Raw genomic sequence first — 26,732 nt, 5'->3', positions numbered from 1 at the left:
GTGCGGCCGGCCCTCCTAGCGTGGTCCCCGGTCGGGCACCCGGTGCCCCCGTCCCGCGGCCCGACCGCTCGTGGAGGGAGGTGGCGTGACCGCCCTCCCCGAGCCTGCCGCCGGTGCCTGCCCGCTGCGCGTGCACTGCGCGGCCGCCGGCATCTCGGTCCCCGTCCCGGCCGGCACGTCGGTGCTGGACGCCGTCCGGGCGGTCGGCCTCGAGGTCCCGGCGGCCTGCCCCGACGGACGCTGCGGGGTCTGCGAGACCCGGGTGCTCGAGGGCACCCCCGAGCACCGGGACGGCGTGCTCGACGCCGAGGAGCGGGCGTTCGGGGAGACCATGATGATCTGCGTGTCCCGGGCGACGACGCCCTGGCTGGTGCTGGACCTCTGACCTCCCGGCCACCCCGGGCGGGGGAGCAGCACGACGGATGACGTAGGGGCGTCCTGCCGCATCGGTGGCGACGTCGTGACATCGGACCGATCACGCCCGCGCGGACTGTGCCTACCGTCACCGTGGAGGCGCAGCAGCGCCCACCCCGACCCCGGAGGAGACGACAAGATGGCCACGTTCGTCCTCGTGCACGGGGCATGGCACGGCGGCTGGTGCTGGGACCGGGTCGCGCCGCGGCTGCGCGCCGCCGGCCACGAGGTGCATGCGCCGACGCTCACCGGGCTGTCCGAGCGCGCCCACCTGCTCACCCCGCTCGTCGGGCTGGACACGCACGTCGAGGACGTCGTCCGGCTGATCGACGTCCTCGGGCTCACCGACGTCGTGCTCGTGGGGCACAGCTACGCCGGGCAGGTCGTGACCGCCGTGGCCGACCGGCGGCCCGCCGCGATCGCCCAGCGGGTCTACCTCGACGCCTTCGTCGGCGAGGACGGCGAGGCCGCCCGCGACCTGCTGCCGGAGACCGTCGAGCACCACTGGGCGGAGTCCGCGGCCGAGCAGGGGTTCGGCTGGCTGGTGGCGGTGCGCAAGCTGTCGGTGCTGGGCGTGACCGAGCAGGCCGACCTGGACTGGCTCACCCCCAAGCTCACCCCGCACCCCTGGAAGACCTACACCGACCCGCTCCGGCTGACCGGCGCCGTCGACGCGGTGCCCGCCGCCTTCGTCGAGTGCGTCAGCTGGATGCGCGTCTTCGCCGGCCAGGCCGAGCGCGCCCGCGCCCGGCAGTGGCCGGTGCACGAGCTCGAGACCGGCCACGAGGCCATGGTCACCGCCCCCGAGGAGCTGGCCCGCGTGCTGGCCGACCTCGCCGGCCGTCTGCCGACCCCGTCGGCGCAGGGAGGGATCTGAGATGGAGTTCCTGGTCCGGTCCGAGAACCGGCTGCCGGCCGACACCCCCGCCGAGCGGCGCGCGGAGCTGCGGGCGGGTGAGCGTGCCCGCGCCGTGGAGCTGCGCGCCGAGGGCGTCCTGAAGCGGCTGTGGCGCGTTCCGGGTCGGAACGCCACCATCGGTCTCTACGAGGCAGCGGACCCGGCGGCGCTGCACGACGCCCTCATGTCGCTGCCGATGTCCCCGTGGCTCGACGTCCACGTGGAGGCGCTCGCCACCCACCCCCAGGAGCAGCAGTCGTGACCGACCTGCTCGAGAGCGCACCGGTTCGGGAGAGAGGACACACGAGGGACATGGGCACAGCTGCAGGAGCCGGCCGTCTCGACCTGCCGGGCACACCGATCTTCGACGGGGACACCAGCCGCCGCGGGTTCCGGATGAACAAGCTCTTCATGAGCCTGCGCGACGCGGCCGCCCGCGAGCGCTTCCTGGCCGACGAGGCCGCCTACTGCCAGGAGTTCGGGCTCACCCCCGAGCAGCAGGAGGCGGTGCTCGGCCGCGACTGGCAGGCCATGATCGACCTCGGGGGCAGCATCTTCTACGTCTACAAGCTGGCGATGATGGACGGCCGGTCGATGCAGTACCTCGGTGGAGTCTTCACCGGCATGGGCGAGGACGACTTCCTCGCCGCGATGCGCGCCGGGGGCCGCCGCGATGGCTGAGGTCCTCTGGGGTCTGGCGACCTCGCACGTGCCCTCGATCGGTGCCGCGATGGACCGCGGCAAGACCGACGACCCGAACTGGAAGGCGCTGTTCGACGGCTACGCCCCGGCGCGGGCGTGGCTGGCCGAGCACCAGCCCGACGTGGCGATCGTCGTCTACAACGACCACGCCAACGGCATCGACCTGGACTTCATCCCGACCTTCGGGCTGGGCACCGCCGACCGGTACGAGGTGGCCGACGAGGGCTTCGGCCGCCGTCCGGTGCCCGACGTGCTCGGTGACCCGGAACTCTCCTTCCACCTGGTCGAGAGCCTGGTGGACGAGGGCTTCGACCTCACGGTCTTCCAGGAGCTGGCCGTCGACCACGGGTTCACCGTGCCGCTGTCGGTCTGGACGCCGGACCCCGGCGACGCCTGGCCGTGCCCGGTGATCCCGCTGCTGGTCAACGTCATCCAGTACCCCCAGCCGACGGCGGCCCGGTGCTACGCGCTGGGCCAGGCGCTGGGCCGGGCGATCCGCAGTTACCCGAAGGACGTCACGGTCGGCGTCCTGGGCACCGGCGGCATGTCCCACCAGCTGGCCGGCACCCGGGCGGGGTTCATCAACCCCGACTTCGACACCATGTGGATGGAGGCGATCCACACCGACCCGGCCAAGCTGGCCGCGCTGTCGCGCGAGGAGCTGATCCGTCAGGCCGGCTCGGAGGGCATCGAGCTGATCATGTGGCTGATCATGCGGGGCGCGATGGACGACCAGGTCACCAAGGTGCACTCGGACTACTTCGTGCCGGCGTCGAACACCGCCGCGGGCATCGCGCTGTTCGACAACAAGGCGCCTGCCTGACCCTGCACCACCTGCCGTCGAGGCCCCGGGGACGCACCGTCCCCGGGGCCTCGTCGCGTCCCGGGGGCCCTGGACGGACCACGACCCGCCCCCGGCGCGGCCGGGGGCGGGTCGTCGTCGGGTCAGCCGGTCACCTGGACCGGTAGCCCTCCCGGGCGAAGTCGACGAACGGGACCGGCGCGACGGTGGCGCGCACCTGCACCTGGCGGTGCTCCTCGACCGCCGGCTTGCGCGAGACGGGGTCCTCGCCCCAGACCACGGTCACCTCGGTGCCGGGCGCGGCGAACTCGTTCTCCACGGTGGCCAGCGAGACCATCGAGCGCTCGTTGGCCAGGTAGCCGCAGTCCAGTGAGATGCCCACCTGCCGGCCGTCCACGAGCACCGCGTCCTCGTGGTGGGTGGCGTACCGGATCTTCGGCAGCTCCATGTACTTGGCGCCGGGGCCGGGCCGGTAGAGCGAGCCGACCGCGGCGGTGACGTCGTCGGCGTTCCAGACCAGGGTCACCTTCTGCCGCGGCGGTGCCTCGGCCAGCCGCTCCAGGGCCCCGCGGCCGATGAACTCGTGGTCGAACTTGACCGTCTTGCCGTAGCCGACGTCGTAGGGCGTCAGGTACCAGTCGCTGATGTCGGTGGCCGGGTGGCTGCCGCCGATGGAACCGACCTTGGTGGCAGGCAGCCACTCGCGGTACTCCTGCATGAGCGGGTCGTCGCCGAACAGCGCGGTCATCGGTGCGGGCGCCCAGCCGGACTCCAGGTTGGCGGTCGAGTAGGCCTTCGCCCCGACCCGGACCAGCCCGTGCGCGGGGTCGGCGCCGAGCAGCGCGCCCAGCACCGCCTCGGCGTCCTCCCAGGGCCCGAAGAGCTCGTAGCCGGGCTGGCCGGCCATGCCGTGCCGCAGGCCGCGGACGCGACGGCCGGCGATGGTGAACTCGGCCATGTGGAAGAACTTGACCTCGGGCAGCGGGGCGCCGGTCACCTCCTCCATCAGCGCGGCGGCCGTCGGTCCCTGCAGCTCGTAGCGGTACAGCTTCGGCGGGCCGGACGCGCGGACGGCGGAGTTGTCGTCCCGCTCCACGGTGGCGTCGTAGGCGCCGCGCTCGAGGTTGAAGGTGACCCAGTCGATGACCATCGGGTGGCCGACCAGGTCGAACAGGTCCTCCTCGAGGTGGAAGAGGATGGCGTCGCCGATGAGGTGGCCGTCGGGGGAGACCGCGACGAACTGCTTGGCCCGGCCGACGCCGAAGTTCGCGAACGTGTTCACCGCGACGTCGCTGAGCAGCTGGAGCGCCCCGGGGCCGGAGATGAACAGGTCGGTCATGTGGTGGGACTGGTCGAGCAGCGCGCAGGACTCCACCCAGGAGCGCTGCTCGGCGCGCCAGTTGGTGAACTCGGGCTGCACCGGGAAGGTGCTGGGCGGGAACGCGAGGTTCCGCAGCAGCTCGACGGGGCTGCCGGCGCGGGCCAGGGCGGCGGCCAGGCTCTCGGAGGTCATGGGTGGGGGCCTCTCGTCGGGGGCGGTCAGGCGGGCGCCTGGCCGGGGTGCTGGCCGGTGGGAGGAGTCCCCCGGCTGGTACCTCGACGGTAGGGACGACGGCTGTGCCCCGGATCACGCGGATGACGTCGATCCGGGGCCGTCCGGTCCCGACCGGGCCGCGACATCTGACCTACCGCCTGCCGGAAAGGGCCTGGACACGGCTGTGGCCGGATGACGAGGTCGTCGTCATCCGGCCACAGCCGGTGAGCTGGTGTGTCAGGCCTTGCCGGCGGTGCGCCAGCCGCCCTGGTAGGTCTCCCGCGCCATGGTGGCGTAGGGGACCGGGCTGACGATGGCGCGCACCTCGAACTGCTCGTGCGGCTCGACGGTGAACTTCTTGCTGCCGCCGTCGGGCTCGCCCCAGACCACCTTGACCTCGGCGCCGTGCGGCACGTCGGGGCTGATGGTGGCCAGCGAGAGGCCCTTCTGCTCGTTGGCCGAGATGCCGGTGAACATCGAGACACCCAGGTCCGTGCCGTCGGCGTCGATGACGCGGTCGAAGTTCGACGACCCGTAGTTGGCGTTCGGCAGGTCGAAGAACTGGTACTTGGCGCCCTCGACCGGGGAGGCCAGCAGCTTGGCCAGGTCCTCGGAGTTCCACTCCAGGGTGACCTTGCGGCGCTGGGCGTCCTTGTCGATCGACTCGAGGGCCTCACGGCCGATGAAGTCGTGGTCGAACTTCACGAAGGAGCCGTAACCGAGCTCCCACGGGTTGGTGTAGTAGTCCTCGATGTTGTCGGACACGAAGCTGCCGGCGATGGCGTTGGTCGCCTCGTAGCTGTCCGCGCCGAGCCACTCGCGGTAGGGGCGCAGCTCCTCGCCGGTGTAGATCGCCGGCAGGGGCGAGGGGATCCAGCCCGACTCGAGGGTGTTGGTGGAGTAGGCGCGCGAGCCGACGGGCTCGATGCCGAACTCCTGGCCCGCCTCGAGGATGGCGTCGCGGACCCGCTCGTGGCCCTCGTAGGGGCCCCAGATCTCCAGGCCCGGCGCACCGGCCATGCCGTGGCGCAGGGTGCGCACGGTCTCGCCGGCGATCTTCATCTCGCCCATCCGGAAGAACTTGAGCTGCTCGACCGTGCCGCCGTTGAGCTTCTCGATGATCGGCCAGGCGTTGGGGCCCTGGATCTGGAAGCGCCACAGGTCACGGGTGACCGGCTTGCCGTAGGGGCGGGACGGCGACCGCGGGTCGTTCCGGATCTCGACGTCGTAGCCGCCGGTCTCGCCCTGGAACTGCAGCCAGCTGGCGCCGGGTGCACGGCCGACGTAGACGTACTCCTCCTCGGCCAGGCGGAAGAGGATGCCGTCGCCGATGACGTTGCCGGCGGGGGTCACGGGGACGAACTGCTTGGCCATGTCGACCGGGAAGTTCGCCACGCTGTTGATGCCGGTGTCCGAGATCAGCTTGATCGCGTCCTTGCCGGTCATGAACAGGTTGAACATGTGGTGCGTCTGGTCGAAGAGCACGGCCGTCTGCTGCCAGGCCTTCTGCTCCCGACGCCAGTTGGTGAACTCGGACGGGACCACCGGGTAGATGTAGGTGCCCAGCTGCGAGTTGCGGAGCAGTCCGACGGTGTCGCCGGTCTCGTCGAGGAGTTGCTGGAGGTTCTTGGCAGTCATGTCCGTCCGTTCTCTTCGGGTGTCACTTCTGCGGGCCGGGGGTCCCGGCCCGTGGCCTGCTGGCCGGTCATCGGTCGGTCAGGGGGATCCTGCCCCGACCCCCGGGATCCGGCGTCGGGGTTCCCGTCGTCCGGAAGCCGGTCACGCCGGTCCACCAGGCCGTGCCGGGGGCCGCAGCACCCGTGACCGCGAGGTCCCGGGGGGTGGGACCGGTCGCAGCGGCGTTCGAGCTGGACACGTTCCCCCTCCCGTGCGCGGACCCGGTGCACTGCCGTTCGGTGTGCCGCGGCGGCCGGGGCGTGCCGGTCCGGTCGCCGTCGCACAGCGTGCGACTCGAGCCTAGGGGGACCGCTGTGCTCCAGCCCACAGTCAACCGTCACCCCCCGTCGGCCGTTGTGGCCGGGGGCACCGCGCCGGATGGTCCGGTCCGCTCCGTCATTTGACGTATCTCCGGGTGGCAGCCGACCGCCGGGCGGGCCGGCGTGGTGCAGTTCGGACGGAGCCGTCCGGTCGAGGTGACCGGTCCGCGACGGAGGGACGAGACAGTGGCGCGCAGACCCGCCCCCGGGGCACGGCCGGCGGACGCGGCCCCGCGGGACCGGACGTCGTGGACCGCCGTGCTGGCGCTGATGGGCGCCGGGGTGGTGGCCGCCGCGCAGATCGGCGGGGCGTCGGCGGCGCTGCCGGTGCTGCAGGACGAGTTCGGGCTGAGCTCGACCACCGCGGCCTGGTACCTGTCCACGGTCAGCGCGCTGAGCGCGGTCGCCGGGGCGCTGCTGGGCTGGCTGGGGCAGACGTTGGGCCTGGCCCGGCAGGTGCGCATCGGGCTGGTCGCGATCGTCCTCGCCGACCTCGGCGGCGCCCTGGTCGACTCCCTCGCCGGGCTGCTGGTGGCGCGGGTGGGGGAGGGCGTCGGGCTGGTGATGGTGATCCTCGCGGCACCGGGCCTGCTGTTCACCGTGGCCACCCCCGGGGACAGGCGGCTGGTCGCCGGCATGTGGGGGGCCTACATGCCGGTGGGCGCCGGGCTGGCCGCGCTGCTGGTGCCGCCGGCGATCTCCGCGGTCGGCTGGGAGGGGGCGTCGGTCCTGGACGCCGTCGTCGCGGTGGCCGTGCTGGGCGCCGTCCTCCGCTGGGTGCCGTCGTCCGCGGCGGCGCGCTGGCCGTCGGACCTGCAGGGGCTGCTCGGCGCGCTCCGCTCGCCGTCGGTCCTGGTCATCACCGGGTGCTTCGCGCTGTACGCCGCGCAGTACCTGGCGGTGGTCGGCCTCTTCCCCGCCGCCCTGGTCGCCGACGAGGGGCTGACCGTCGGCGCCGCCGGGCTGGTGGGCGCGGTCGTGTTCCTGGTCAACGCACCGGCCAACCTGCTCGGGGCCTACCTGCTGCACCGGGGGGCGACGCTGCGCTGGGTGATCCCCGCCGGGTGCGCCGGCATGGCCGTGACCGTGTGGGGGGTGCTCGACCCGTCGCTGCCGCTGGCCCCCCGGGTCGCGTCGGCCATCGCCTTCTCCTTCATCGCCGGCCTGGTCCCCTCGGCGCTGTTCGCCGGGGTGGCCGCGGTGTCGGCCGGGTCCGGCTCGGCCGGCGCGGCCATCGGCCTGCTCACCCAGGGGTCGGGGGTGGGGCAGCTGCTCGGCCCGCCGCTGGTCGTCGCGGTCGGTGCGGCGGCCGGCGCCGGCGCGGCCCAGTCGACCCTGCTGGTGTGCCTGTCCGGGCTGATCGCGCTCGGGGCCGTAGTGCTGCCGCGGGGCGAGCGGATCGGCTGACCGGTCGTCCCGTCCGGTCGTCCCGCGGGTCGCCGGTGCACCCGGCAACCGGCCGCCCGGAGGCGGGGGAGAGGATGCCCCTCCGGTCACCGACCGGGACGACCACGATTGCGCAACGGTCCTGCCGGGGTCGTTGACAGTGCTCACGGACGTACATACGTTCCCGCGGCGGGTCGGGGCCAGGTGCACCGGTGCGACGCGGCAACGGGGAATGAGGTGGACGATGGCGGCTGAGCTGGTGCTGCAGGACGTGGACCTGCAGTTCGGCGGCATCAAGGTGCTGCAAGAGGTGAGCTTCACCGTCGAACCGGGCCAGATCTTCGGGCTCGTCGGGCCCAACGGCGCCGGCAAGACCTCGCTGTTCAACTGCATCAGCGGGCACTACACCCCGACCGCGGGCGCGGTCCGGATCGACGGCACCGAGGTGCAGGGCGCCCGCCCGGCGACGCTGGCCCAGCACGGGCTGGCCCGGACCTTCCAGCACCCCGCGCTGCAGCTGCACGAGACGGTCCTGGAGAACGTGCTGCTCGGTGGGCACTCCCGGCTGCCCGGCAGCCCGCTGGCGTGGGCGGTGCGCACCCCGGGCACCCGCCGCGCGGAGAGGGACCTGCGGGCCGAGGCGCTGGAGCTGCTGGAGCGCAACGGCCTGGGCTGGGCCGCGCACCTGCCGGCCGACGAGCTGTCGCACGGCCTGCACAAGGGCGTCGAGCTGTGCCGCGCCCTGCTCATGAAGCCGCGGCTGCTGCTCCTCGACGAGCCGGCCGCGGGCCTGCCGCACGCGGAGGTGGAGCAGCTCATCACGACGGTCCGGCGGCTGCGCTCCGAGGACGACATCACCGTCGTCATCGTCGAGCACCACATGGGCCTCATCGCCGCGCTCACCGACCGCGTCGTCGTGCTCGACCACGGACGCAAGCTCATGGAGGGGACTGCTGCCGAGGCGCAGTCCGACCCCCGGGTCATCGAGGCCTACATCGGGAAGGACGCCGCGGATGACGCTGCTTGAGCTCGAGGACGTCACCGCGTCCTACGGCCCGGTGCAGGTGCTGGAGGGCGTGTCGCTGAGCGTCCCGGAGAACGGGGCGGTCGGCATCCTCGGTGCCAACGGCGCCGGCAAGACCACCACCCTCCGCGCGATCAGCGGCACCGTGCGGGTGGGCGGCAAGGTCACCTTCGACGGCAAGGACATCCGCGGACTGCGGCCCGACCAGGTCGCCGCCCTCGGCATCGCGCACGTGCCGGAGGGTCGCGGCACGCTCGGTGACCTGAGCGTCCGGGACAACCTGCGGGTCGGCGCGTACCTGCGCAAGGACCGCAAGGGCATCGCCGAGGACATCGACTTCTGCCTCGACCTGTTCCCGAACCTGCAGGACCGGATCTCCTCCAACGCCTCCGCGCTGTCCGGCGGCGAGCAGCAGATGCTCGCCGTGGGCCGGGCGATCATGAGCAAGCCGCGGCTGCTGCTGCTCGACGAGGCGTCGCTCGGCCTGGCGCCGAGCACCGCCCGGAACGTCTACGACGCGATCCGCAAGCTCCGGCTGACCTCGGGCATCGCGATGCTCGTGGTGGAGCAGAACGCCAACCTCGCCTTCACCCTCGTCGACAGCGCCACCGTCCTGGAGACCGGCCGGAGCGTGCTCACCGGCACGTCCGCCGAGCTCAAGGGCATGGACGAGATCCGACGCGCCTACCTGGGAGGTTGACCATGGGCACATTCGTCCAGCTCGTCGTCGACGGCCTGTCGACCGGCTCGGTCTACGCCGCGATCGCCCTGGCCATCGTGCTGGTGCACCAGGCGACCGGCCTGATCAACTTCGCGCAGGGCGGCATGGCCGTCCTGTCGGTCTACATCGCGTGGTGGCTGACCACCAAGGACGTGCCGCTGATCCTGGCGATCCTGGTGTCGATCGTGTTCTCGATCGCCTTCGGGGCGGTCGTGGAGCGGTGGCTGATGCGGCGCTTCGAGCGCGGCGACCCGGACACCGCGGTGGTCGTCACGATCGGTCTGCTGACGCTGATCACCGGTGTCGCGGGGTGGCTGTGGACCTACAACAACCAGCAGTTCCCCTCGCTGTTCTCCCTGGACACGGTGTCCTTCCTCGGGGTCTCGGTCAGCCAGCGGTCGCTCGGCACCACGGCCGTGATCATCGTGGTGATGGTCCTGCTGCAGGCGCTGTTCGTCGGCACCAAGCTCGGCCTGGCGCTGCGGGCGGTCGCGAACAACCCGGAGTCCGCGGCCTTCTCCGGGCTCCCGGTCGGCCGCCTGCTGATGGTCGGCTGGGGCCTGGCGGCGGCGCTCGGCGCCGTCGCCGGCGCGCTGGTCGCCCCGCAGCTCACGCTGACCCCCGGGATGCTCGACAACGCCCTGGTCTACGCGCTGGCGGCGGTCATCCTCGGCGGGCTCACCAGCCCGGTCGGCGTCGTCGTCGCCGCGTGGCTGATCGGCGTCCTGGAGAACCTGGCCGCGGTGTACGTGCCGTTCATCGGCTACGACCTCAAGGTCGCCGTGCCGTTCATCCTGATCTTCGTCGTGCTGCTCGTCCGACCCCAGGGCCTGTTCGGCCGGAAACTCGTGGTGCGCGTCTGATGGCCAGTGCAATGGACACCTCCGCCCCCTCCCTGCGGCAGCGGCCGTGGGTCCGCTGGGGAGCCCCGCTGCTGCTGGTGGCCGTGCTCGCCGTGCTGCCCCTGGTCCTGACCGAGAACACCAACGAGACCCTCGCCCGGATCGGCGTCTTCGCCGTCGCGGTGCTCGGGCTCAACGTGGTCATGGGCTACACCGGCCAGGTCTCGCTCGGCCAGATCTTCTTCCTCGGCCTCGGTGCCTACATCACCGGCTACGGGGTGCAGCAGGGCTGGAACGTCGTGCTGGTCTTCCTGCTGGCCTGCCTGGGCGCCGCCCTCGCCGGCCTGGTCGTCGCCCTGGCGGCGGCCCGGCTGGGCGGGCTCGCGATCGCGATGGTCACGATCGCGCTGCCCATCGTCGGCGTCCCGCTGGCCAAGCGGCTCAGCGACGTGACGGGCGGCTCGCAGGGCCTGTCCGCCCGGTTCTCCGACGCCCCGGAGGCGACCGGCCTCTACGACGACCAGTGGCAGCTCTACGTCGTCCTCGTCATCGGGGGCATCGTCTTCCTGCTGACCCGCGCGCTGGTCCGCGGCAAGTACGGCCGGGCGTTCGCCATCGTCAAGGGCAACGAGGCCGTGGCCTCCTCGATGGGCATCTCGCCGTACCGCTACAAGGTGCTGGCGTTCACCATCGCCTCGCTCATCGGCGGCATCAGCGGCTTCCTCTACATGTTCGTCATCCAGTACACGTCGCCGGAGACGATGAGCTTCGGGCACTCCATCGAGCTGCTCGCCGCGATGGTCATCGGCGGTGCCGGCAGCATCGTGGGGTCGCTGCTCGGTGGCGCGTACTACGTGCTCGTCCCGGAGCTGACGAACCAGGTCGACTCGAGCCTCACGGCCCTGCTGCAGGGCGTGATCCTGCTGGCCGTGCTGTTCGTGCTCCCCGGCGGCCTCGCGTCGCTGCTCCGCAGGCTCACCCGCGGCCGGCGGCGCTCCGGCGCCGGGCCCGGTGCCGCGGCCACCACCCCGACCACCCCGTCGTCGACCGTGGGAACGGGCGCCGCGGCGGGGGAAACAGGAAAAGAGAGGCAAGGACACGCATGAACATGCACTCTCGACCGCGGAGGGCGCTCGGCATCGCCGTGGCGTCGGCGCTCGCGCTCTCGGTCTCGGCCTGCGGCCGTGACGGGGGAGACGGCGGCGACCGGGACTCCGGCGGGTCGGCCAGCCCCGGGATCACCGACTCGACGGTCACGCTCGGCATCTCCACCCCGCTCAGCGGGTCGACGGCCGGGCCGGGCACCTGCACCGTCGCCGGCGTCACCGCGTACTTCGGCGCGAAGAACGCCGAGGGCGGCATCGAGTTCGGCGACGGGAAGACCCGGACGGTCGAGATCGAGGCCCTGGACGACGCCTACGACCCGCAGCAGGCGAAGGCCAACTACGACCAGCTCAAGGACGACGTCTTCGCGATGACCGCGGGGCTCGGCACGCCGACCAACCGCGCCTGGCGCGACGCGGCGATCGCCGACGAGGTGCCGCAGGCCCTGATCATGACCGGCGACCCGCTGTTCTCCGACCCGGACGAGAGCCCCTGGCAGCTCGGCTTCGTGCCGATCTACCAGAACGAGGGCGAGGCCTTCGGCGAGCTGCTGGCGAGCTCGGGCCAGGACCACAAGGTCGCGATCCTGTCGCAGAACGACGACTACGGCGAGGGCTACGTCGAGGGCTTCAAGTCCGCCGTCGAGGGTGCGGACAACATCGAGATCGTCGAGGAGCTCACCTACGAGGCGACCGACACGTCGGTCGACGCGCAGCTGACCGAGCTGGCCGCCAGCGACGCCGACATCATGTTCAACGCGATGTCCCTGGTCCCGCTCGCGGTCTCGGCCCTGCAGAAGGCGCAGCAGCTGAACTGGTCGCCGAGCTGGTTCCTGCCCTCGAACACCTCCAGCCCGGGCGGGGTCCTCGGGCCCGGCGGCGGCGCGGCGTTCCCGGGCGTCTACTCCGTGGCCTTCTCCAAGGCGCCGGCCGGCCCGGCCGCGTCGGAGCCGGACGTCCAGGAGTACCTGGCCGCGCTGAAGCAGTACGGCGACTACCCGGACGCGCCTGCGTTCCCGCACTGCCAGTGGAGCTGGATGGTCGGCGCGACCCTGGAGCAGGCGTTCGCGGAGATGACCGAGCCGACGCGGGAGAACTTCATGGAGGCGCTGCGCTCGATCAGCGGCTTCGAGGCCCCGCTGATGCTGCCCGACACCTCGGTGGACACCACCGAGGCCGGTCAGCCTGCGGTGTCGTCGGTGGTCGTGCAGAAGTACAACGGCACCGGCTACGAGACGGTGACCACCTTCGAGTGACACCTGCGTGACCACGGAGGGGCGGTTCGTCTGCGGACGGGCCGCCCCTTCGTCGTCCCCGGGGCACCCGCGGATCGTCCACAGGATTGTTGGCAATCGCGGCCCGGTGGTCTAGCGTTCCGCCATGGCGTCCACGGCGGAGGAGACGGCAGAGGCCTTCCTCCGCGGCGCCGTCTCCCGCGGTGACCTGCCCCCCGGGCACCGCCTGGTCGAGGCCGAGGTCGTCGCGCTGACCGGGGTCAGCCGCAGCGCCGTCCGGCGGGCCATCGACGCGCTGGCCGGGGAGGGCCTGGTCGAGCGGGTGCACAACAAGGGCGCGCGGGTGCGGGTGGTGTCGGTGGCCGAGGCCGTCGAGATCACCGAGTGCCGGCTGCCGCTGGAGGCGCTGCTCGCCCGCAAGGCCGCCGAACGACTGACGGACGCCGACGCCGACCAGCTGCGCGCGCACTTGCGCACGATGACCGCCGCCGTCGGCGCCGGCGACCTGCTCCGCTACGGCGAGCTCATCCAGCAGCTGCACGCCCTGGTGGCCACCACGGCCCGGCACGCGGTCGCCGCCGACCTGGTCGGGCGGCTGCAGGCGCAGCTGGTCCGGCACCAGTTCCGGCTCTCGCTGCGGCCCGGGCGCCCCCGCGTCAGCCTCGCCGAGCTCACCGAGCTGGTCGAGGCGATCACCGACCACGACCCGGACCGGGCCGAGGCGGCCGCGGCCGCCCACTTCCGCAGCGTCATCGCGGCGCTGTCCGAGTCGTCCCCCGAGCCGGCTCCCGAGCCCGGCCGACCGGCACGACCCACGAGCACGACCGAGGAGGAACGGTGAGCTACGACGACACCGGGGTGCGCTGCACGATGCTGCGGGGCGGCACCTCCCGCGGGCTGTACTTCGAGGCGGGCGACCTGCCCGCCGACGCCGCCGAGCGCGACGACCTGCTGCTGCGGCTGATGGGCACGCCCGACCCCCGGCAGATCGACGGGCTCGGCGGGTCCACCACGCTGACCAGCAAGGTCGGCATCGTCTCGCCGTCGGCGGACCCCGAGGTCGACGTCGACTACCTCTTCCTGCAGCTGGGGGTGGACGAGGCCACCGTCAGCGACCGGCAGAACTGCGGCAACATCCTGGCCGGCGTCGGGCCCTTCGCCGTCGAGCGCGGGCTGGTGCCGGCCGGGGACACCGAGACCAGCGTGCGGATCCGGATGGTCAACTCCGACAGCGTCGCCGTCGCCACCTTCCCGACCCCCGGTGGGCGGGTCGAGTACCGCGGGGACGTCGCGATCGCCGGGGTCCCGGGGACGGCGGCGCCGGTCGTGCTGGCCTTCGCCGACACCGAGGGGTCGGCCACCGGCGCCCTGCTGCCGACCGGCCACGTGCGCGACACCGTCGAGGGCATCGACGTCACCTGCGTCGACAACGGCATGCCGGTGGTGCTGGCCGCGGCCGCGTCGTTCGGGCTGACCGGGTACGAGACCCACGAGCAGCTGGCCGCCGACACCGGGCTGCTGGCCCGGGTGGACGCCTTCCGCCGCAAGGCCGCGGAGCTGATGGGGATGGGCGACGTCTCCAGCGCCTCGGTGCCCAAGACCGTGCTCGTCGCCGCCCCCCGGGACGGCGGGCACGTCAGCACAAGGTCGTTCATCCCGGTGCAGCCGCACACCTCGATCGGCGTGCTGGGCGCGGTCAGCGTCGTCACCGGCATGCTGCTGCCCGGCGCCGTCGGCCACGAGCTGACCGCCGACTGGCCGGCCGGTACCTCCCAGGTCGACGTCGAGCACCCGACCGGGCACCTCCTCGTCGACGTGGTCGTCGACGCCGACGCCACGCCGCCGCGCGTCCTGCGCTCCGGCGTGGTGCGCACCGCCCGCAAGCTCTTCGACGGGACCGCCTTCCCGCGCTGACGAAGGACCCTCCTGCCCCCCACCACTCGCGAGCTCGCGGTGGGCCCCTGCAGGAGGGCCGGAAGTACCACCCACTCAAAGGAGAGAACCGTGCCGCCGCTCCACGACATCGCCCACCTCGCCCACGTCGAGGTCCTCACCGACAAGCCCGAGGAGTGCCTCGACTTCTACGTGCGGTACCTCGGCATGACCGAGAACGGGTCCTCCGGCGACTCGGTGTACCTCCGGGCCTGGGACGACTACGAGAACACCACCATCAAGCTCACCGCGGCGCCGCAGCCCGGCGTCGGCCGGACCAACTTCCGGGCCAGCACGCCCGAGGCGCTGGAGCGCCGGGTGGCCGCCATCGAGGCCAGCGGCCTGGGCCGGGGCTGGCAGGACGGCGACAACGGCTACGGCCCGGTCTACGTCTTCGCCGACCCCGACGGCCACGAGATGGGCGTCTACTACGAGACCGAGTGGTACCGGCCCGAGGGCGACCTGAAGCCGGCGCTGAAGAACCAGGCGCAGGCCTACCCCGGCCGCGGCGTCAGCGTCCGCCGGATCGACCACATCAACTACCTCGGCGTGGACCCGGTCGCCAACCGCGACTTCGCCGTCGACGTGCTCGGCGGGATGGTCACCGAGCAGATCGTGCTCGACGACGGTGTGGCCGGCAGTTGGACCACGTTCACCAACAAGGGCTACGACGCGGTCTGGACGCGGGACAACACCGGCACCGCCGGCCGGCTGCACCACCTGTCCTTCGCCGTGGACAGCCGGGACGACGTCATCCGGGCCGCCGACCTGGCGCTCGAGCACGGCATCCACATCGAGACCGGGCCGCACAAGCACACCATCCAGCAGAGCTTCTTCCTCTACATCTGGGACCCGGCGGGCAACCGGATCGAGCTGGACAACCCCGGCGCCCGGCTGGTCATGGCGCCGGACTGGAAGCCGATCGACTGGTCGGCGGCCGAGCGGGCCAAGGGCCAGGCCTGGGGCCTGCAGACCATCTCGACGTTCCACACCCACGGCACGCCACCGGTGGGGGAGCAGCAGGCGTGAGCACCCGGGTCGCCGTGCTCGGCCTGGGGGAGGCCGGGTCGCTGCTCGCCGGTGACCTGGTCGCCGCCGGGGCCGACGTCCGCGGCTACGACCCGAAGGGCATCCGGGTGGACGGCGTCCAGCCCCGGGACGACGAGGCGGCGGCGGTCGCCGACGCCGACCTGGTGCTGAGCGTCAACAGCTCGCACGACGCCCGGCCGGCGCTGCAGGCGGCGCTGGCCGGGCTGCGCCCCGGCACGCTGTGGGCCGACCTGAACACGGCCAGCCCCGGGCTCAAGGCGGGCCTGGCCGAGCTCGCCGCCGGGCACGGCGTCGACGTGGTCGACGTGGCGCTGATGTCACCGGTCCCCGGCAAGGGGCTGCGCACGCCGATGCTGGTGTCCGGCGGGGCAGCGGAGCGGTACGCGGGGCTGCTGGCCGAGCTGGGCGCCGACGTGCAGGTGCAGCCCGGGCCGGTGGGGACCGCCATCTCCCGCAAGCTGCTGCGCAGCGTCTTCTACAAGGGGCTGGCCGCGGCCGTCGTGGAGGCGCTGCGCGGCGCCGAGGCGGCCGGCTGCGCCGACTGGCTGCGCGGCAACATCGCCGCCGAGCTGGCCGGCTTCGACGAGCGCACGGTCGACCGGCTGGTCGAGGGGACGGCCACGCACGCCCGGCGGCGGGCCGACGAGATGACGGCGGCCACCGAGCAGCTGCAGGAGCTCGGCGTGCCGTCCCGGGTGGCTGCCGCGGCCCGCGACCTGCTCGTGGAGCTGCGCGACCAGCCGGCCGCGCCGGCCTGACCGACCTGCCCCCGGCCCGGCGCTGCGCCGGGCCGGGGGCAGGCGTCAGATCGTCTCGGGGACCCGCAGGTGCGCGATCGGCACGTCGAACTCGGCGGTGTCGACGACCTCGATGCCCATCGTCGGCGCGAAGGCGTCGCGGAACTCGCGCGCGCCCTCGGCCGCCGCCTCCGCGTGCGCCTGGCTGTCGTAGGAGATGGCCGCCACGGCGAGGCCCTCCGCGCGCCGCACCATGATGCTGACGCTGCAGAAGCCGGGCAGGTCGTCGAGCTTGGGCATCAGCGACAGCCGGACGGCGTCCACGGCGCGGTGCACGGCGTCGGGCTCGGTGCGCAGCCAGGTGACCCGGGAGCGGGCCGCCTGCTGGGACTCCAGCACGCGGTGCATCGCGGCGATCTCCCACTCCTCGAGCTGCGGCTCGCCGCCGAGCACGTCGGCGGTGCGCGCGGCGTAGGCCGCGACGCCCTCCCGGCTGGCCCGCATCGCGTCCTCGTCCTGCCAGGAGGTGGTGACGATGCAGCGGCCCGACCCGCCGTCGGCCAGCATCGACAGGCCGACGCAGCCGGGCATGTCGCGGACGGCGGGCATCACCTCGTCGCGCACGAAGGCCGTCGCCGCGGCCACCGACCCCGGGTCGCCGTGCAGCGTGGTCGAGCGGGCGTGCATCGGGGTCATTCGTCCTCCTGGTGCGGCAGGGCTGGTGCGGCAGGGCTCGGCGGCAGGGCACGCCTGTGGCGCTCGGCACACCCTGCCGCCCGCCCGGGCCACCGGCAACCGGCGGGCTGCCCTTCCCGTCTACGTCGATTGTCGCGGCCTGGGTCACACTCGGTGCAGCTGCGGTGGGGACATCTGCGGTATCCGTCCGGGTGCCGGGCTGCGTAGGTTCACGAACGGCACGTGCACTGAACAGTCGTCGGACCACGGGGACGGCGGCACCACCCTGCCGGGGCCGGCGACGGCCTCGGGCACCGAACCGGAAGGGGAGTCGCGATGACGCGGCCTGCCGACGCTCAGCACGGAGTCCTGGTGTTGAGCTGCCAGGATGCCCCCGGCATCGTCCACGCGGTGTCCGGCCTGCTGGTGCAGGAGAAGTGCACCATCGTGGAGAGCCACCAGTTCGACAGCCCGGTGACCGGGATGTTCTTCATGCGCGTGGAGTTCGCGCGCGTCGACGGCGCCCCGCTGGACCTCGACGCGCTGCGCTCGGCGTTCGGCGAGATCGCCGGGCGCTTCGACATGGAGTGGCGCCTGGCCGACGCGGCCGAGCGGCAGCGGGTGCTGATCATGGTCAGCCAGTACGCCCACTGCCTCAACGACCTGCTGTTCCGCAACTCCGTCGGCGAGCTGAACATCGACGTCGTCGCGATCGTGTCCAACCACCCCGACCTGAAGGGGATCGCCGACTTCTACGGCATCCCGTTCCGCCACGTCCCGGTCACCAAGGACACCAAGCCCGAGGCCGAGGCGGCGCTGCTGGAGATCGTCCGCGCCGAGCGGGTCGAGCTCGTGGTGCTCGCCCGCTACATGCAGATCCTGTCCGACGGGCTGTGCCGCGAGCTGGCCGGCCGGGCGATCAACATCCACCACTCGATGCTGCCCAGCTTCAAGGGCGCCCGCCCGTACCACCAGGCGCACGCCCGCGGCGTGAAGTTCATCGGGGCGACGGCGCACTACGTCACCGCCGACCTCGACGAGGGCCCGATCATCGAGCAGGAGATGCTCCGGGTGGACCACGCGCTGAGCCCCGAGCAGCTCGCCGCCCGCGGCCGCGAGGCGGAGACCCGTGCACTGGCCCACGCCGTCCGCTGGCACACCGAGAACCGCGTCGTCGTCCGCGGGAGCCGGACCGTCGTCTTCGAGTGAGCCGGCCTGTGGTTGGCTCCCCGGCGGGCAGCGGGTGCTGCCCGCCGGCGTCCCGCCGGTGACGACGCAGGAGGCACACCATCCCGGCTGACCAGGTCCTGGAGACCGCGACCCGGATCACCGAGGAGCTGCTGGACGTCCAGACCCGGGTGAACGCGCAGATCGACCGGACGCTGGCCGAGCTGCTGCCCGGCGTGCAGGACCGGCTCGGGGTGCCGCGCACCGGCGCGCCCGACCTGACCGGGCTGGTCAACGCCCGGATCACCGGCCTCAGCGTCGTCGTCACCCCGGCGGCGGTCGCGGCGGCCGTCCCGCTGTCGCCGGCGTCGGTCGCCACCACCACGGCGGCCCGCCGCGCCGTCACCGACGTGCTGGCCGGCCGGGACGACCGGCTGGTGGTCATCGCCGGCCCCTGCTCGGTGCACGACCCGGCCGCCGCGCTGGAGTACGCCGCCTTCCTCGCCCGGATGCGCGAGCGGCACGGCGCGGACCTCGAGCTCCTGATGCGCACCTACACGGAGAAGCCGCGGACCGAGGTCGACTGGAAGGGCTTCGCCTACGACCCGTTCCTGGACGGGTCCAGCCGGATCAGCGTCGGCCTCGTCGCCACCCGGATGCTGATGGCCGCGATCACCGCCCTCGGGGTGCCGGTGGCGGCCGAGCCGCTGAACGCGCTCACGCCGCAGTACGTCGACGGGCTGGTCACCTACAACGGCGTGGGCGCCCGCAACGTCACCGACCAGACCGCCCGCGAGCGGGTCTCCGGGTTCTCCTCCGTCGTCGGGTTCAAGAACTCGCCGGAGGGCGGCGTGGACACCGCGATCCAGGCGGTGGTGACCGCCCGGGCACCGCACGAGTTCCTCGGCGTCGACGGCCACGGGGTCAGCGCCCAGCTGTCCACCACCGGCAACGACACCGGTCACGTCATCCTGCGCGGCACCAAGGACGGCCCCAACCACTCCGCCGCGCACGTCGCCGAGCTGAAGCGGGCGCTGGCCGCCCGCGGGCTGCCCCAGGTGGTCGTGGTCGACGCCTCGCACGGCAACAGCCAGAAGGACCACCGCCGCCAGGCCGGCGTCGTGCGCGACCTCGCCGGCCAGGTCGCCGGGGGCGAGCGGGCCCTCCGCGGCGTGATGCTGGAGAGCAACCTCGTCGCGGGCCGGCAGGACCTCGACCAGCGGCACCCGGAGGCGCTGGAGTACGGCAAGAGCGTCACCGACGCCTGCGTCGACCTGCCCACGACCGAGGCGCTGCTGGCCGAGCTGGCCGCGGCGGTCCGGGAGCGGCGCTCGGCCTGAGCGCCGCCCCCGGGGGTCAGGCGGTGAGCGCGATGTACTTCTCCTCGAGGAACTCCAGGATCCCCTCGGAGCTGCCCTCCCGGCCCAGCCCGCTCTGCTTCACCCCGCCGAACGGCGCGGCCGGGTCGCTCACCACGCCGCGGTTGACCGCGACCATGCCCGCCTCCAGCCGGCGGGCGACGGCCATCGCGGCCCGCTCCTCGCCGAACACGTAGGCCATCAGCCCGTAGACGGTGTCGTTGGCCATCGCGACCGCGTCGTCGACGTCGTCGAAGCGGACGACCGCGGTGACCGGCCCGAAGATCTCGGTCTCGGTGATCTGCCAGCCGTGCTGCACGCCGGTGAGCAGGGTGGCGTCGTAGAACGCGCCCCGGGTGGAGGACGAGCCACCCCGGACGACGGTCGCGCCCGCGGCCACCGCGCCGTCGACCAGCGCCGCCACCTTGTCCCGCTCGGCCACCGAGACGAGCGCGCCGAGGTCGTTGGTGCGGTCGAGCCCCGGCCCGACGGCCACCTCGCCCAGCGCGGCGTCCATCCGGGCGACGAACTCGTCGTGCAGCGAGCTGTGCACGTAGAACCGGTTGGCCGCGGTGCACGCCGAGCCGCCGTTGCGCATCTTGGCCAGCAGCGCCCCGGCGACCGCGACGTCCAGGTCGGCCCCGGGCAGCACGACCAGCGGGGCGTTGCCACCGAGCTCCATCGAGGCGCTGACCACGCTGTCGGCGCAGGCGTGCAGCAGCTCCCGGCCGACCTCGGTCGACCCGGTGAAGGACAGCTTGCGCACCTCGGGCCGGTCGACCATCGCCTTCACCAGCGGACCGGTGGGCACCGGCGTCACCAGGTTCACCACGCCGCGCGGCACCCCGACCCGGTGCAGCACGTCGACCACGTAGGCGGCGGTCAGCGGGGTCTCCCGGGCCGGCTTGAGGATCGTGGTGCAGCCCGCGGCCAGCGCGGGGGCGAGCTTGCGGGTGGCCATCGCGGCCGGGAAGTTCCACGGCGTGATGAGCAGCGAGACCCCGATGGGCTGCCGGTCCACCACGATCCGCTTGTCGCCGGCGGGGGAGAGCCGGTAGTCCCCGGGCACCCGCACGGCCTCCTCGGCGAACCAGCGGAAGAACTCCTTGGCGTAGGTGGCCTCGCCGATCGCGTCGGACCAGGACTTGCCGTTCTCCCGCACCATCAGCTCGGCGAACTGCTCGACCTCGGCGGTGAGCACGTCGTAGGCGGCGCGCAGCAGCTCGCTGCGCTCCCGCGGGGCGGTCGCCGCCCACGTCTCCTGGGCGGTGGCGGCCGCGTCGACCGCGGCGTGGCAGTCGGCCTCGGTGGCGATCGCGAACCGGGCGACCACCGAGCCGTCGGAGGGGTCGGTGACGTCGAACCGGCCGCCGTCGCCCCCCGGCCGCCACTGCCCGTCGATGAACAGGTCGGTCTGCAGGTTCACGTGGCGCTCCGATCGGTCAGGGTCCCGGCGTGGGCGCGCTCGAGGAGGTCGAGCAGCAGGTCGCGGGTCGGGTCGACCGGCGCGATGGCGAGCAGCCGGGCCGACCGCAGGGCGAGGTCCGCCACGTGCGGCAGCTGGTCGCGGTCCAGGCCGATCGCGGCCAGGTCGGCCGGGACGCCGATCTCCGCGTTGATCGCGACCACCCGGTCGAGGGTGCGCTCGGCCGAGGCGTCCTCCGGGGCGATGCCCTCGAGGGCCGCGCCCAGCGCGGCGATCCGGCCGGCGACCTCGGCGTCCTGACGCAGCAGGTCGAGCACGTACGGCAGCACCAGCCCGGTGCCCAGCCCGTGCGGGGTCTTCGTCAGCGCGCCGATCGGGTACTGCAGCGCGTGGCACAGGTGCGTGCCGGTCGAGCCGAAGGCGATCCCGCCCAGCAGGGCCCCCAGCGCGACCTCGTGCCGGGCGCGCCGGTTGCCCGGCTCCCGGACGGCGACCGGCAGCCACGGCCCCAGGTGCCCGGCCGCCTGCAGGGCGATGGGCTCGGTGAGCACGTTGCGCCCGGTGAACACCGGCTGCGGCGCCGACCAGTCGGTCGCCAGCGGTCGCGCGGTGTAGGACTCGACCGCGTGCACGAGGGCGTCGATGCCGGAGAACGCGGTCACCGACGCCGGCGCGCCGAGGGTGAGCTCGGGGTCGACGACCGCCGCGACCGGCACCAGGAAGGGGCTGGAGACCCCGACCTTCAGCTCCCGCTCGGGGTCGGACACCACCGCGACCGGGGTGACCTCCGAGCCGGTGCCGGCCGTCGTGGGCACCGCCACGATCGGCAGGACCGGCCCGGGCACCAGGTTCTCGCCGTAGTAGCGGGACAGCGGACCGTCGTAGCGCGACAGCAGCGCCACGACCTTGGCCGCGTCGAGCGCGCTGCCGCCGCCGATGGCCAGGACGACGTCGGCACCGTGCTCGCGGGCCACCTCGGCGGCCGCGGTCAGCGTGTCGACCGGCAGCTCGGGGGTGATATCGGCGTGCACCCGCACGTCGAGGCCGGCGGCGGTGAGCTGGTCGACGACCTCGGCGAGCACCGGGGTGCCCACCAGGAAGGGGTCGACCACGGCCAGCACCCGCCGGCCGTGCCGCGCGACGATCCCGGGCAGCTGGGCGCGGGCCCCGTAGCCGACGTGCACCCGGGCGGGCAGCCGCAGCGTGCCGATCGGCAGGGCCGGGGCGTCAGGCAACGAAACCACCGTCCACCGGCAGCACCACGCCGGACAGGTGGCTGGCGCGGTCGCTGACCAGGAAGGACACCACGTGCCCGACCTCCGGGCCGGTGCCGGCCTTCCGCAGCGGCGTCGCGGCGATCCGGGCCTCGACGCCGCCGGGGATCGCCCGCCGGGTCTGCTCCAGCATCGGCGTCTCGGTCGGGCCGGGGGCGATCACGTTGACCCGGATGCCCAGCGGGCCGACGTCGTGCGCCGCGGTGCGGGTGAGCCCGATGACCGCGTGCTTGCTGGCCTGGTAGGCGCCCATGCCCGAGCTGCCGCGCAGCCCGCCGATGCTGCTCACGTTCACGATCGAGCCGGAGCCCTGCTGCTCCATCACCCGCACCTCCTCGCGGAGGCAGAGCCAGGTGCCCTTCACGTTCACGGCCATGATCCGGTCGAAGTCCTCCTCCGGGACGCGGTCCAGCCGGCCGGCCTGGGTCATCGCGGCGTTGTTGAACGCGCCGTCGAGCCGGCCGAAGCGGGCGACGGTCGCGTCGACGAACCGGGTGACGTCGGCGGCGGAGGAGACGTCGCCGGTCGTGCAGGCCACGTCGTGGCCGGCCGCGGCGAGCTCCTCGGTGAGCGCCGCGAGCGGCCCCTCGGTGCGGGCGACGAGCATCAGGCTCGCGCCGTCGGCGGCCAGCACCCGCGCGGTGTCCGCGCCGATGCCGGCGCTCGCACCGACGACGAGCACCACCGTCCCGGCCAGTGGCCCGGTCATCTGTCCTCCTGTCATCGCGAGGTCACCGCCCGGCCCGCCTCGACCGCGGCCCGGGCCGCGGTGCCGAGGAGGGTGGCGTCGTTGCTGAGCATGGTGAAGGTGAAACCGGCGTCGAGGGCCGCGCGCACGGCCTCCGCGGTGGCCGCACCGGCGTTGCCGACCGGCACCCCGGCCGCGCGGCCCTGCGCGACGGCGGAGGCGATGAGCGCGACGACGTCCGGGTCGGTCTGGGCCTTCCCCTCGCCCACCGCGAGGTCGGCCGCGCCGACGAGCAGCGCGTCCACCCCCTCGACGGCCGCGATCGCCCCGGCGTTGGCGACCCCGAGGGCGCTCTCGACCTGGGCGATGAGCACGACCTCCTGCTGGCCGTAGCGGAGGTACTCCGCCAGCGGCAGCGCGCCCCACGCGCCGGCCCGGCTGGTGGCCCCCACGCCCCGGGAGCCCAGCGGCGGGAAGCGCACCGCGTCCGCCGCCGCCCGCGCCTGCTCGACGGTGTCCACGTGCGGCACCATCAGGCCCTCGGCACCGGCGTCGAGCACCCGCTGCACCAGGCCGGGGTGCAGGTCGGGCACCCGGACGACGGGGGAGACGCCGGTGTGCAGCGCCGTGCCGATCAGCCGGAACGCCGACTCGAGGTCGATCGGCGAGTGCTCCAGGTCGATGACGACGAAGTCGAAGCCGGCCAGCGCGACCAGCTCGACGACCTCGGTCGCCGGGATCTTCACCCAGGTGCCCAGCGCGGGTCCGCGGCCGTCGGCCAGGGCGGCGCGGAGCAGGCTCGTCCTCGGCGCGGTCACCGGGCCGGGTAGTCGTCGGCGTTGAGCACCCAGCCGGAGGCCGAGAAGTCCACCCGCGGCGGGGAGAAGAGGTCGATCAGCTGCTGGTGGTCGCCCACGCCCTGGGTGGTGTGCACCGTCGGCGGGGGGATCACGCAGATCGACGGTGTCGGGATCTCCCGGCTCTCGTCCGGCCGCCACTGCGACGAGTCCGGCCCCCACGGGTACCGGATGTGGTGCACGAACCGGCCCTTGACGGCGAGTGACACCTGCTCGAAGTCGTCGTGGTGGTGCGGGGACAGCTTCTGCGCGTTGCGCGGCGCCGGCTCCTCGGCCAGGAAGTTCACCATCACGTTCGTCGTCCGGAAGATCCGGCCGAACCGGCCCTCGGCGATCGGGGTGTCGGCCAGCCGGTAGACCCGCAGCCGGAACCCGCCGACCGGGTCCGGCCACGGCACCAGCGGCGCGGCCCGCGGGTCGGGCTCGGCGTAGACGTCGGCGTTGACGGCGCTCGCGGCCAGGTCCTCGGCGCGGGGGGAGAACAGCCGGATCAGCACGCCGTCGGCGTCCACCCGCACCTCGCTGTCCCCGGGCGGGACGACGACGAAGGCCTCCTCGGCGACGGACTCGGTGCGGCCGCCGGCGGTGACGGTCACCGGTGCGCTGTCGGAGTACAGCAGCACCGAGTACTCGTCGGGCTGGCCGGTGCGGGGGAAGACGTCGCCGGCCCGGGCCTCGGTCCAGGCGATGACCAGGTTGGCCGCGCGGGCGACCCAGGTGCGGCTGCCGTGCGCTGCGGTCTCGGTCGGCGGCTGCTCGAGGAAGGCGATCCACTGCGACGGCCGGATCGGCGTGCTGGGGTCGACGGTCTGCACCGGCGCGGCGGTGGCCAGCGCGGAGCGGATGTCGTCGGCGGCGTAGGTGGTCATGCGAGCGCACTGCCCTTCGATGAGGTGGTGTCCCGGCCGCGCAGCGCGAGCATCGCGCGGGCGTCGTCCGGTGTGGCGATCTGCTTGCCGAGGTCCTCGACGACGCCACGGATCTTGGTGACCTGCTCGGCGTTGGTCTCCGCGAGGCGGCCCTTGCCCAGCCACAGGCTGTCCTCCAGCCCGACCCGGACGTGCCCGCCGAGCCAGGCGCTGTGGGTGGCGAACTGCATCTGGTCCCGCCCCGCGGCGAAGGCGGAGAAGGAGTAGTCGTCGCCGAAGAGCTTGTCGGCGATCCGCACCATGTGCTCGAGGTTCTCGTGGTCGGCGCCGATGCCGCCGAGGATGCCGAACACGCCCTGGACCAGCAGCGGCGTCGGGGCCAGGCCCTTGTCGACGAAGTAGGCAAGCGAGTACAGGTGGCCGATGTCGTAGCACTCGTACTCGAAGCGGGTGCCGGTCTCGCCCAGCGTGCGCAGGGTGTGCTCGATCCGGTCGAAGCTGTTGACGAAGGGGTGCGAGTACGTGTTGAGCACGTACGGGCGCTCCCAGTCGTGCTGCCAGTCGGTCACCCGGTCGGCGATCCCCGAGTACACGAAGTTCATCGAGCCCATGTTCATCGAGGCCAGCTCCGGCTGGAACCGGGTGGCGCCGGCCAGCCGCTGCTCCATGGTCATCGCCGACGAGCCGCCGGTGGTGATGTTGATGACCGCGTCGGTGGCCTCGGTGATCCGCGGGACGATCTGCTCGAACACCTCCGGCTCCCACGCCGGCCGGCCGTCGGGGTGCCGGGCGTGCAGGTGGACGACGGCCGAACCCGCCTCGATCGCCCCGAGCGCGGCCTCGACCACCTGGTCGGCGCTCAGCGGCAGGTACGGGCTCTGCGACGGGACGTTGACCGACCCGGTGACCGCGGTGGTGATGACGACCTTCTCGGCCTTGCGCATCAGTTGGTCTCCTCCAGCCCCAGCAGGAAGGCGGTGTTCCGGCAGATCATCTGGCGGATGTCGGCCTCGGCGATGCCGTGGTCGAGCAGCTGCTGGACGACGAGCAGGTAGGCGTCGACCGGCAGCGGGTTGCCCACCTGGCCGAGGTCGGAGTCGATGACCGTGCGCTCCGGCCCGATCTTGTGGATCCAGTCCACGAGCTGCTCGATCGGCCAGTCCGGTGCGGTCACCCGCGGGTCGTACATGGACAGCTCGTGCTCCACGAAGGCGCCCAGGGAGAGCATCTTCTCGATCGCCTGGTCCGAGGCCTTGATGATGTAGTCCGGGTGGTGGACGAGCATCCGGGTCACCCCGTTGCGGCGGGCCGTCTCGAAGAAGGCCACCATCGAGTCGCCGTCCAGGTGCCCGCCGGTGAGCAGGATGCCGGCGTCGCCGACCAGCCGGGTGACCAGGTCGGTCTGCTCGGACACCTCACCGGCGGCGTCGAAGACCGACACCTCCTGCTCGTAGAGGTTGCCGGTGTTGTGCGGGAAGCCGTCGTCGTGGCGGTGCGCCTCGATGTGCTGCGCCGCGGAGACCGTCGGCCCCCAGACGCAGCGGCCGCCCATGTTGATCGCCACCGCGACCGCCGACGGGTTCATGCCGCCGACCTCGGAGTTGAGGGCGACACCGCCGTACATCGGCGTCGGCGCCTCGGCCAGCCGCGGGCCCATGGCCAGCAGGTCCATCACCGTGTTGTGGTGGTGGGACTTCACCAGCGCGGCGCGCATGCCGATCCGGGCGCCCTCCCAGGACGCCTCGACGTGGTCCAGGCGCCGCGGGAACGGGCTGGGGCCGGAGTGGCAGTGCAGGTCGACGGTGCCGTCCAGGACCTTCAGCAGTGCCGGCGACGGCGTGACGTCTGTGCCTGCGGTGACCATCCGTGACCTCCTCGTGTTCGGGACCCGTGTTCGGGATGCGTTCGTCGTGTTCAGCCTATGCACACGGCTCGAGAGGTGTCCAGCACCGGTGAGGCGCATTGTTCATCATGCGGATCTGGTGATTGCATCCTGAACGAACGGCTGCTTGACTCTGTGACGCAGAGCGCACCGGGCGCT

Annotated in this window: 27 protein-coding genes; 17 read left to right on the top strand and 10 right to left on the bottom strand. The window is 73.1% G+C overall.

Going from position 1 to position 26,732, the window contains the following annotated elements; translation table 11 throughout:
• The first annotated feature begins 85 nt into the window (after positions 1–85).
• From HL054_RS09250 to HL054_RS09230, 5 genes are all read left to right on the top strand, one after another.
• Entirely contained in the window at positions 86–385 is a 300-nt protein-coding gene (locus HL054_RS09250; protein ID WP_369138645.1) for a 2Fe-2S iron-sulfur cluster-binding protein, read from the top strand.
• Positions 386–553: 168 nt separating this feature from the next.
• Entirely contained in the window at positions 554–1,291 is a 738-nt protein-coding gene (locus tag HL054_RS09245) for an alpha/beta fold hydrolase (protein WP_369138643.1), read from the top strand.
• A gap of 1 nt (position 1,292) precedes the next feature.
• Entirely contained in the window at positions 1,293–1,574 is a 282-nt protein-coding gene (locus HL054_RS09240; RefSeq protein WP_369138641.1) for a muconolactone Delta-isomerase family protein, read from the top strand.
• 50 nt (positions 1,575–1,624) lie between these two features.
• Entirely contained in the window at positions 1,625–1,993 is a 369-nt protein-coding gene (gene ligA, locus HL054_RS09235; protein ID WP_369138640.1) for a protocatechuate 4,5-dioxygenase subunit alpha, read from the top strand.
• Positions 1,986–2,837 (top strand): class III extradiol dioxygenase family protein, encoded by an 852-nt coding sequence (locus HL054_RS09230; RefSeq protein WP_369138639.1) that lies wholly within the window; start codon positions 1,986–1,988, stop codon positions 2,835–2,837. The genes ligA and HL054_RS09230 overlap by 8 nt, the downstream gene beginning before the upstream one ends.
• A 130-nt stretch (positions 2,838–2,967) precedes the next feature.
• On the opposite strand, the gene HL054_RS09225 is transcribed toward HL054_RS09230, so the two are convergent.
• Positions 2,968–4,329, bottom strand: a complete 1,362-nt coding sequence (locus tag HL054_RS09225; RefSeq protein ID WP_369138637.1) for an aminomethyl transferase family protein — start codon at positions 4,327–4,329, stop codon at positions 2,968–2,970.
• A 258-nt stretch (positions 4,330–4,587) separates the two neighbouring features.
• Positions 4,588–5,988: a vanillate/3-O-methylgallate O-demethylase gene (gene ligM / locus HL054_RS09220; RefSeq protein WP_369138636.1), complete on the bottom strand. Its 1,401-nt coding sequence runs from the start codon at positions 5,986–5,988 to the stop codon at positions 4,588–4,590.
• 545 nt (positions 5,989–6,533) lie between these two features.
• Between ligM and HL054_RS09215 the strand changes: the two genes are divergently transcribed.
• From HL054_RS09215 to HL054_RS09170, 10 genes are all read left to right on the top strand, one after another.
• A complete protein-coding gene (locus HL054_RS09215; protein ID WP_369138635.1) occupies positions 6,534–7,754 on the top strand; it encodes an MFS transporter in 1,221 nt (406 codons plus the stop codon).
• Between the two features lie 223 nt (positions 7,755–7,977).
• On the top strand, positions 7,978–8,760 hold the full coding sequence (locus tag HL054_RS09210) for an ABC transporter ATP-binding protein (RefSeq protein ID WP_369138634.1): 783 nt from the start codon (positions 7,978–7,980) through the stop codon (positions 8,758–8,760).
• Entirely contained in the window at positions 8,747–9,457 is a 711-nt protein-coding gene (locus HL054_RS09205) for an ABC transporter ATP-binding protein (RefSeq protein WP_369138633.1), read from the top strand. The genes HL054_RS09210 and HL054_RS09205 overlap by 14 nt, the downstream gene beginning before the upstream one ends.
• A gap of 2 nt (positions 9,458–9,459) precedes the next feature.
• Positions 9,460–10,341 (top strand): branched-chain amino acid ABC transporter permease, encoded by an 882-nt coding sequence (locus HL054_RS09200; protein WP_369138631.1) that lies wholly within the window; start codon positions 9,460–9,462, stop codon positions 10,339–10,341.
• Complete coding sequence (locus HL054_RS09195; RefSeq protein ID WP_369138630.1) at positions 10,341–11,426, top strand: branched-chain amino acid ABC transporter permease; 1,086 nt, start codon at positions 10,341–10,343, stop codon at positions 11,424–11,426. Before HL054_RS09200 ends, HL054_RS09195 begins: the two co-directional genes overlap by 1 nt.
• Positions 11,423–12,679 carry an ABC transporter substrate-binding protein gene (locus tag HL054_RS09190; protein ID WP_369138629.1) on the top strand — a complete coding sequence of 419 codons (1,257 nt, stop codon included), beginning with the start codon at positions 11,423–11,425 and terminating at the stop codon, positions 12,677–12,679. Before HL054_RS09195 ends, HL054_RS09190 begins: the two co-directional genes overlap by 4 nt.
• A 124-nt stretch (positions 12,680–12,803) precedes the next feature.
• Positions 12,804–13,499, top strand: coding sequence for a GntR family transcriptional regulator (locus HL054_RS09185; RefSeq protein ID WP_369138628.1), 696 nt, complete (start codon positions 12,804–12,806; stop codon positions 13,497–13,499).
• Positions 13,496–14,572 carry a 4-oxalomesaconate tautomerase gene (locus HL054_RS09180; RefSeq protein WP_369138627.1) on the top strand — a complete coding sequence of 359 codons (1,077 nt, stop codon included), beginning with the start codon at positions 13,496–13,498 and terminating at the stop codon, positions 14,570–14,572. The genes HL054_RS09185 and HL054_RS09180 overlap by 4 nt, the downstream gene beginning before the upstream one ends.
• A 90-nt stretch (positions 14,573–14,662) precedes the next feature.
• The gene (locus HL054_RS09175) at positions 14,663–15,619 is read left to right on the top strand and encodes a VOC family protein (protein ID WP_369138626.1); all 957 of its coding nucleotides are present in this window, start codon (positions 14,663–14,665) and stop codon (positions 15,617–15,619) included.
• Positions 15,616–16,398 carry an NAD(P)-dependent oxidoreductase gene (locus HL054_RS09170; RefSeq protein ID WP_369138625.1) on the top strand — a complete coding sequence of 261 codons (783 nt, stop codon included), beginning with the start codon at positions 15,616–15,618 and terminating at the stop codon, positions 16,396–16,398. Before HL054_RS09175 ends, HL054_RS09170 begins: the two co-directional genes overlap by 4 nt.
• 45 nt (positions 16,399–16,443) lie before the next feature.
• Here HL054_RS09170 and HL054_RS09165 read toward each other — a convergent pair whose 3' ends face one another.
• On the bottom strand, positions 16,444–17,073 hold the full coding sequence (locus HL054_RS09165) for a putative quinol monooxygenase (RefSeq protein WP_369138624.1): 630 nt from the start codon (positions 17,071–17,073) through the stop codon (positions 16,444–16,446).
• 315 nt (positions 17,074–17,388) lie between these two features.
• Between HL054_RS09165 and purU the strand changes: the two genes are divergently transcribed.
• Together purU and HL054_RS09155 are read left to right on the top strand one after the other, a co-directional pair.
• Positions 17,389–18,261: a formyltetrahydrofolate deformylase gene (gene purU / locus HL054_RS09160; RefSeq protein ID WP_369138623.1), complete on the top strand. Its 873-nt coding sequence runs from the start codon at positions 17,389–17,391 to the stop codon at positions 18,259–18,261.
• Between the two features lie 149 nt (positions 18,262–18,410).
• On the top strand, positions 18,411–19,559 hold the full coding sequence (locus HL054_RS09155; RefSeq protein ID WP_369138622.1) for a 3-deoxy-7-phosphoheptulonate synthase: 1,149 nt from the start codon (positions 18,411–18,413) through the stop codon (positions 19,557–19,559).
• Between the two features lie 16 nt (positions 19,560–19,575).
• On the opposite strand, the gene HL054_RS09150 is transcribed toward HL054_RS09155, so the two are convergent.
• From HL054_RS09150 to HL054_RS09120, 7 genes are read right to left on the bottom strand one after another with little or no spacing between them, the layout of a single operon-like run.
• Positions 19,576–21,003: an NAD-dependent succinate-semialdehyde dehydrogenase gene (locus tag HL054_RS09150; RefSeq protein WP_369138621.1), complete on the bottom strand. Its 1,428-nt coding sequence runs from the start codon at positions 21,001–21,003 to the stop codon at positions 19,576–19,578.
• Positions 21,000–22,238 (bottom strand): iron-containing alcohol dehydrogenase, encoded by a 1,239-nt coding sequence (locus tag HL054_RS09145; RefSeq protein WP_369138620.1) that lies wholly within the window; start codon positions 22,236–22,238, stop codon positions 21,000–21,002. Before HL054_RS09145 ends, HL054_RS09150 begins: the two co-directional genes overlap by 4 nt.
• Positions 22,231–22,986 carry an SDR family NAD(P)-dependent oxidoreductase gene (locus HL054_RS09140; RefSeq protein WP_369138618.1) on the bottom strand — a complete coding sequence of 252 codons (756 nt, stop codon included), beginning with the start codon at positions 22,984–22,986 and terminating at the stop codon, positions 22,231–22,233. The genes HL054_RS09145 and HL054_RS09140 overlap by 8 nt, the downstream gene beginning before the upstream one ends.
• 11 nt (positions 22,987–22,997) lie before the next feature.
• Positions 22,998–23,783, bottom strand: coding sequence for an HpcH/HpaI aldolase family protein (locus tag HL054_RS09135; protein ID WP_369138616.1), 786 nt, complete (start codon positions 23,781–23,783; stop codon positions 22,998–23,000).
• Positions 23,780–24,691 (bottom strand): hypothetical protein, encoded by a 912-nt coding sequence (locus HL054_RS09130; protein WP_369138615.1) that lies wholly within the window; start codon positions 24,689–24,691, stop codon positions 23,780–23,782. Before HL054_RS09130 ends, HL054_RS09135 begins: the two co-directional genes overlap by 4 nt.
• A complete protein-coding gene (locus HL054_RS09125; protein WP_369138614.1) occupies positions 24,688–25,635 on the bottom strand; it encodes a 3-keto-5-aminohexanoate cleavage protein in 948 nt (315 codons plus the stop codon). Before HL054_RS09125 ends, HL054_RS09130 begins: the two co-directional genes overlap by 4 nt.
• The gene (locus tag HL054_RS09120; RefSeq protein WP_369138613.1) at positions 25,635–26,555 is read right to left on the bottom strand and encodes a DUF6282 family protein; all 921 of its coding nucleotides are present in this window, start codon (positions 26,553–26,555) and stop codon (positions 25,635–25,637) included. The genes HL054_RS09125 and HL054_RS09120 overlap by 1 nt, the downstream gene beginning before the upstream one ends.
• Positions 26,556–26,732: the final 177 nt, after the last annotated feature.

The sequence above is a fragment of the Modestobacter versicolor genome (assembly GCF_041028285.1).
In the GTDB taxonomy this organism is placed as follows: Bacteria; Actinomycetota; Actinomycetes; order Mycobacteriales; family Geodermatophilaceae; genus Modestobacter; species Modestobacter versicolor_A.
The sequence above is the reverse complement of the archived record's forward strand: the minus strand, read 5'-3'. Positions and strand labels throughout refer to the sequence as shown.

Coding starts and splice junctions, on each gene's coding strand:
- HL054_RS09140 (WP_369138618.1), bottom strand. CDS start 22,986: ATGACCGGGCCACTGGCCGGGACGGTGGTGCTCGTCGTCGGTGCGAGC.
- HL054_RS09190 (WP_369138629.1), top strand. CDS start 11,423: ATGAACATGCACTCTCGACCGCGGAGGGCGCTCGGCATCGCCGTGGCG.
- HL054_RS09230 (WP_369138639.1), top strand. CDS start 1,986: ATGGCTGAGGTCCTCTGGGGTCTGGCGACCTCGCACGTGCCCTCGATC.
- ligM (WP_369138636.1), bottom strand. CDS start 5,988: ATGACTGCCAAGAACCTCCAGCAACTCCTCGACGAGACCGGCGACACC.
- ligA (WP_369138640.1), top strand. CDS start 1,625: ATGGGCACAGCTGCAGGAGCCGGCCGTCTCGACCTGCCGGGCACACCG.
- purU (WP_369138623.1), top strand. CDS start 17,389: ATGACGCGGCCTGCCGACGCTCAGCACGGAGTCCTGGTGTTGAGCTGC.
- HL054_RS09130 (WP_369138615.1), bottom strand. CDS start 24,691: ATGACCACCTACGCCGCCGACGACATCCGCTCCGCGCTGGCCACCGCC.
- HL054_RS09225 (WP_369138637.1), bottom strand. CDS start 4,329: ATGACCTCCGAGAGCCTGGCCGCCGCCCTGGCCCGCGCCGGCAGCCCC.
- HL054_RS09195 (WP_369138630.1), top strand. CDS start 10,341: ATGGCCAGTGCAATGGACACCTCCGCCCCCTCCCTGCGGCAGCGGCCG.
- HL054_RS09245 (WP_369138643.1), top strand. CDS start 554: ATGGCCACGTTCGTCCTCGTGCACGGGGCATGGCACGGCGGCTGGTGC.
- HL054_RS09185 (WP_369138628.1), top strand. CDS start 12,804: ATGGCGTCCACGGCGGAGGAGACGGCAGAGGCCTTCCTCCGCGGCGCC.
- HL054_RS09125 (WP_369138614.1), bottom strand. CDS start 25,635: ATGCGCAAGGCCGAGAAGGTCGTCATCACCACCGCGGTCACCGGGTCG.
- HL054_RS09120 (WP_369138613.1), bottom strand. CDS start 26,555: ATGGTCACCGCAGGCACAGACGTCACGCCGTCGCCGGCACTGCTGAAG.
- HL054_RS09205 (WP_369138633.1), top strand. CDS start 8,747: ATGACGCTGCTTGAGCTCGAGGACGTCACCGCGTCCTACGGCCCGGTG.
- HL054_RS09200 (WP_369138631.1), top strand. CDS start 9,460: ATGGGCACATTCGTCCAGCTCGTCGTCGACGGCCTGTCGACCGGCTCG.
- HL054_RS09240 (WP_369138641.1), top strand. CDS start 1,293: ATGGAGTTCCTGGTCCGGTCCGAGAACCGGCTGCCGGCCGACACCCCC.
- HL054_RS09210 (WP_369138634.1), top strand. CDS start 7,978: ATGGCGGCTGAGCTGGTGCTGCAGGACGTGGACCTGCAGTTCGGCGGC.
- HL054_RS09165 (WP_369138624.1), bottom strand. CDS start 17,073: ATGACCCCGATGCACGCCCGCTCGACCACGCTGCACGGCGACCCGGGG.